Genomic DNA, 5,160 nt, shown 5'->3' with positions numbered 1-5,160 from the left:
CGGCCGGTCGCGGCGGCGTGGGTGCGGCCGGCATGGGCGCGGGCATGGGCGCCGGAGCGGGCGGGGGCCAGGGCGACGAGGACAAGGAGCACAAGGCCGCGTCGTACCTGCAGGAGACCGAGGACATCTTCGGTGACGGCACGATGGTCGCCCCGCCGGTCATCGGCGAGTAGCTGAACGCGAACAGGGGGGAACGTGCTGCGCACCAGGGTCGCCATCCCGGTCGTCGCGCTCTACAACGCCTGGCAGGCCGAGGGTCTGCCGACGTTGCACAACGCGCTGCTGACGCAGGTCGACTTCGACGAGGGCCGGCTCGCCGAGGGCGACCTCTCGGGTCTGGCGGACCTCGCGAGCCGCGGCTGGGCCGAGCTGGAACGGCTGGGGCTGGCGCGCGGCAGGCAGGTGCACCCCGACCTGAGCCGGTCGCTGCGCCTGATCGCCGACGCCTCCGTCGAGTACTACGCGTTCTTCAACCAGGGCGACGACGACACGCGCACCGCGCTCGTGGCGCAGTCGGGTGACGAGGCGCTGCGCGTGGTGCTGCGGGCGGACAAGCACTTCGTGCTGGAGCCGGTGCGGGTCGAGGACGTCGTGCCGTCGCTCGTGTCGGCGCTGCCGGAGGCGAAACCGGGCCGCGGCGGCGTGCTGTCGCTGCCCGCCGACGCGTTGACCGACCGGCCGCGCCAGCCGCGACCGGACGAGGACGGCGGGTCGTTCCTCCAGTCCAGCCGGCCGACCGGCGCGCACGTGACCGAGGTGCAGCAGGTGCGCAAGCTGCTGGCCGAGGAACGGCTCGGCGGCGGCCAGCTGTACGCGGCGCGCCGTGACCGGTTCGGCCGCAAGCAGCGGTGCGCGGCGCCGTTGACGTACTTCGACACGGTCACCGGCCGGTACCTGTCGGCGAAGGCGCCCGGCCGCGACGGCACGACGTGGCTCACCGTGCAGCCGGCCGACTTCGCCACCGTGCAGAACCGGTTGCGGCAGCTCAACGCCGACGCAGCACCTCGCGGTTGAGCTCGGCCGGGCTGCGGTGCCCGGACAGGCCCAGGGTGAGGTCGAAGTCGGCGAGCAGGCCGCGCAGCACGTGCCGCACGCCGACCTGCCCGCCGTGCGCCAGGCCGTAGGCGAACGGGCGGCCGACGAGCACGGCCTTCGCGCCCAGCGCCAGCGCCTTGACGATGTCCGCGCCGCTGCGGATGCCGGAGTCGAACAGCACCTCGACCCGCTCGCCGACGGCGTCCGCGATCTCCGGCAGCACCTCCAGCGACCCGACCGCGCCGTCGACCTGCCGTCCGCCGTGGTTGGAGACGACGATCCCGTCCACGCCCGCGTCGACGGCCTTGCGCGCGTCGTCCACGTGCTGGATGCCCTTGAGCACGATCGGCCCGTCCCAGTGCTCGCGCAGGAACGCCAGCTGGTCCCACGACTTGTCGGTGCCGGTGAACAGCTGCACCCACCGCAGGATCGCCATCGGCAGGTCCTCCTCCGGCGGCGCGGCGAGACCGGCCCGGAACGCCGGGTCGGAGAACGGGATCGCCGTGCCGACACCGCGCAGGAACGGCAGGTACGACCGGTCGAGGTCGTGCGGGCGCCAGGCGAGCGTCCACGTGTCGAGCGTGACGACGAGGACCCGGTACCCGGCCTTGCGCGCCCGGTCGAGGATGCTCGCCGCCACGTCCGGGTCGTTGGGCCAGTAGAGCTGGAACCACCGGGCGGCGTCGCCGGCGGCCTCGGCGACCTCCTCGATCGTGTGCGAGGCGGCGGTGGACAGCACGAACGGCACCCCCAGCTCCGCGGCGGCGCGCGCGGTCGCCAGCTCGCCGTCCGGGTGCAGGATCGACTGCACGCCGACCGGCGCGAGCAGCACCGGCGCCGGCATGTCCGTGCCCAGCAAGGACGTCCCGAGGTGCCGTTCCGTGGCGTTGGTCAGCATCCGGGGCACGATCCGCCAGTCGTCGAACGCCTCCCGGTTGGCCCGTGCGGTGGCCCCGGACCCCGCCGCACCCGCCACGTACCAGAACGGCCCGGGCCCCAACCGCTCCCGAGCGGACTCCTCCAACCCCTCGGGGTCGGTGGTGAACGGCGGCACGTTCCCCGCCAGGCCTTGGAGGTAGATCTCGTTCTGGTACGTGGCGAATCCCGTCATGGGTCCACCTTGCTACACGGGCGCGCGTTTCGGGAGGGACCTCAGCGGCGCTTGTCCACAAGCGACAGACGACGTTCCAGCGCGATCGCCACCGGGGCCGCGGTGAGCACGGTGGAGACGGTGCCGGCGACCAGGCCGATCAGCAGCGCGGTGGCGAAGTCGGCCAGCGAGCCGTCGCCGAGGACGAGCAGCGCGGCCAGCACGAACAGCACGCCGATGCCGGTGTTCACGGTCCGCGGCAGGGTTTGCAGCACCGCGGTGCTCATCACCTCGGGGAACGGCGCACGCGTCCGCCGCAGTTCGCGCACCCGGTCGAACACCACCACCGAGTCGTTGACCGAGTACCCGATGACGGTGAGCAGCGCTGCCAGGAACACGGCGTCGGCCGTCTTGCCCAGCCACGCGAACACGCCGACGAGCACGACGACGTCCGTCACCAACGCGACCACCGTGGCCACGCCGAGCCGCCAGTCGAACCGGACGGCCAGGTACACCAGCTGCGCGGCCACCGCGATGGCCAGTGCGACCACCGCGTTGCGCCGCAGCTCGGAGCCGAGACTGGGGCCGATCAGCTCGTTGCTCACCTGCTCCGCGCCGCCGGTGGCCCGGTCGACGGCCTCGCCGAGCCGCACGGCGGCGGCCGAGTCGACGGGACCCGTGCGGACGGACACGCCGTCCGAGCCGGAGGTGACCACGACGGCGTCGGCGAACCCGGCCGACGCCAGCTCGGCGCGCACGCGGCCGGCGTCCGGCGAGGCCGCGGTGAACTCCAGCACCCGTCCGCCGGTGAACTCGACGCCCAGCTCCAGCCCGCGCACGACCAGCCCGGCGACGGCGGCGAGCAGCACGAGCCCGGCGGCCGCCAGCCACCGGCCCGGACGCCGGAACAGGGTGATGCCGCGCGCGGTGAGCCAGGTGCGGACGCGGCCGAGGGAGTGCAGGCCGCTCCACCGCGGCCGCCGTTCCAGCAGCGGCATGACGAGCTGCAACAGCACCCGGCTCAGCACCAACGCGCTGAACAACGACGCCAGCACGCCGATCGACAACGTGACGCCGAACCCCTTCACCGGACCCGTCGCCAGCCAGAACAGCAGGCCGGCGGCGAGCAGCGTGGTGACGTTCGAGTCGGCGACCGCGCTCAGCGCGCCGCGGAAACCCTGGTCGACGGACCGGGGCAGGCGTTTGCGCCGCGCGTACTCCTCGCGCGACCGCTCGAACACGAGCACGTTGGCGTCCACGGCCATGCCGATGGCCAGCACGAACCCGGCCAACCCCGGCAACGTCAGCGTCGCGCCGATCGCGAGCATGGCGGCGTACGCGAGGGCCGCGTACCCGCCGAGCGCCAGCACGGCCACGAGCCCGGCCAGCCGGTACACGAAGACCAGGAACAGCCCGGTCAGCGCGACGCCGATGATCGCCGCACGGGCGCTCGCCTCGATCGCCTCGGCGCCGAGCGTCGGGCCGACGGTCCGCTGCTCGACCACCTCGACCGGCACGGGCAGCGCGCCGGACCGGATCACCAGGGCCAGCTCCTCGGCCTCGGCCTGGGCGAACCGGCCGGTGATCTGCGTGCTGCCGCCGATCATGCCGGTGCCGCACACCGTCCCGACGTCGACCTGCGGCGCGGACACGACCTCGCCGTCGAGCACGAACGCCACCCGCCGCTTCGGGTCGCCGGGCGGTGAGCACGCGGCCTCGGCGGTCACCCGCTGCCACGCCCGCGGGGCGTCACCCTGGAAGTCGACGCCGACGAGGTAGCCGACGCCCTGCGGGTTGGGGGTGGCGCGGGCGTCCTTGATGCCCTCGCCGGTCATGACGACGTCGCCGAGGCTGATCGCGTCACCCTCGGGCGTGGGCACGTCGCCGAGCCCGGTCACCGGCTGCACGCGCAGCTGGGCGGTGCGGCCGAGCACGTCGATGGCCTCGGTCGGGTCCTGGACGCCGGGCAGCTCCACCACGATGCGGTGGTCGCCGGACCGGGCGAGGACGGGTTCCGCGACCCCGAGTTCGTCCACCCGGCGGCGCAGCACCTCCATCGCGCGGTCGGTGGCGTCGGACGTGGCCTCGGACGGTGTCTCCAGCACGACCTGGGTGCCGCCGCGCAGGTCGAGGCCGAGGCGCGGTTGGACGGTGAGCAGGGTGAACGTGGACGCGGCGAGCACGCCGAGGGCAAGCAGCCCACGGACGACGAGCGCTCGCCGCGCGCTGGGGCGCGGCATGGTGAAGAGACCTCCGGATGAGGTGAACGGGGTGGGTTCAGCTACCGGAGGTCGTGGGCGGCGCGCGGTCGCCGAGAGGGGTCCGGCCGATCCGCTCGGGGTCGCGGTGGGTCGGGTCGAGGACGTCCACCCGGACGGGCGGCGCGGGGGTGACGTGGACGGCGGGCTGCACGCCGTCCAGCGGTTGGCCGACGTGGACCTGCACGGGGTGCACGGCGTTGGCGCCTCGGGTGGCCGCGCCGGGCAGGTGGGCGCCGTCCACGGTGGCGGAGACGGCGACGACGTCGACGGGGGTGGCGGGGCCGGGTCCGGACACGACGAAACCCGCGATCAACGCCAGGATCGCGAGCACCGCGCGTCGGGTCATCCGCCCCTCCTCGACGTCCAGGTTAGCGACCGCCGCCGAGGACGACCACGGCTCCGCCGAGCAGCGCGCAGAGCCAGGCGACCACGAGCGGCTGCATCGTCGTCGCGCCGAGGAAGAGCGCCACCGTCCACCCGAGGAGCACGAGCGCGGACAGGCCGAACAGCGCGAGGACGATGGCGATCCCGGGCCGGTGCCGGGGCAGCCGGACCAACGCCCGCCGCACCCCGCGCCGGGCCCGCAGCAGGAGTTGCCCCACGACGGCGAGGCAGCCGACGACCAGCAGGCCGGAGAACCACCCGAGCAGCGGCGTCGGCTTCGGCATGCCGGCCAGCAGCAGGAGCAGCCCGCCGGCGACGAGCAGGGCGGCCAGCCGGGACAGCGCCGGCCCCACCAGGGCGTGCGCGGCGGCGAAGGTCTCGGCGGACGGC

General features: G+C 74.4%; 4 protein-coding genes and 1 pseudogene. 1 reads left to right on the top strand and 4 read right to left on the bottom strand.

What is annotated here, in order from left to right:
• The first annotated feature begins 195 nt into the window (after positions 1-195).
• Positions 196-1,014, top strand: a complete 819-nt coding sequence (locus tag ACFQ3T_RS34020) for an ESX secretion-associated protein EspG (protein WP_380729827.1) — start codon at positions 196-198, stop codon at positions 1,012-1,014.
• Here ACFQ3T_RS34020 and ACFQ3T_RS34015 read toward each other — a convergent pair.
• From ACFQ3T_RS34015 to ACFQ3T_RS34000, 4 genes and pseudogenes are all read right to left on the bottom strand, one after another.
• On the bottom strand, positions 986-2,146 hold the full coding sequence (locus tag ACFQ3T_RS34015; RefSeq protein WP_380729824.1) for a lactate 2-monooxygenase: 1,161 nt from the start codon (positions 2,144-2,146) through the stop codon (positions 986-988). The genes ACFQ3T_RS34020 and ACFQ3T_RS34015 overlap by 29 nt on opposite strands.
• 41 nt (positions 2,147-2,187) lie before the next feature.
• Positions 2,188-4,365, bottom strand: coding sequence for a protein translocase subunit SecD (gene secD / locus ACFQ3T_RS34010; RefSeq protein WP_380729823.1), 2,178 nt, complete (start codon positions 4,363-4,365; stop codon positions 2,188-2,190).
• Positions 4,366-4,402: 37 nt separating this feature from the next.
• A complete protein-coding gene (locus tag ACFQ3T_RS34005) occupies positions 4,403-4,732 on the bottom strand; it encodes a hypothetical protein (protein WP_380729821.1) in 330 nt (109 codons plus the stop codon).
• Positions 4,733-4,754: 22 nt separating this feature from the next.
• Positions 4,755-5,160 (bottom strand): annotated as a pseudogene (locus tag ACFQ3T_RS34000) (tetratricopeptide repeat protein); the annotation flags it as partial.

Source organism: Saccharothrix hoggarensis (genome assembly GCF_042678885.1).
Taxonomy (GTDB): domain Bacteria; phylum Actinomycetota; class Actinomycetes; order Mycobacteriales; family Pseudonocardiaceae; genus Actinosynnema; species Actinosynnema hoggarensis.
The sequence above is the reverse complement of the archived record's forward strand: the minus strand, read 5'-3'. Positions and strand labels throughout refer to the sequence as shown.

Coding starts and splice junctions, on each gene's coding strand:
- ACFQ3T_RS34015 (WP_380729824.1), bottom strand. CDS start 2,146: ATGACGGGATTCGCCACGTACCAGAACGAGATCTACCTCCAAGGCCTG.
- secD (WP_380729823.1), bottom strand. CDS start 4,365: ATGCCGCGCCCCAGCGCGCGGCGAGCGCTCGTCGTCCGTGGGCTGCTT.
- ACFQ3T_RS34005 (WP_380729821.1), bottom strand. CDS start 4,732: ATGACCCGACGCGCGGTGCTCGCGATCCTGGCGTTGATCGCGGGTTTC.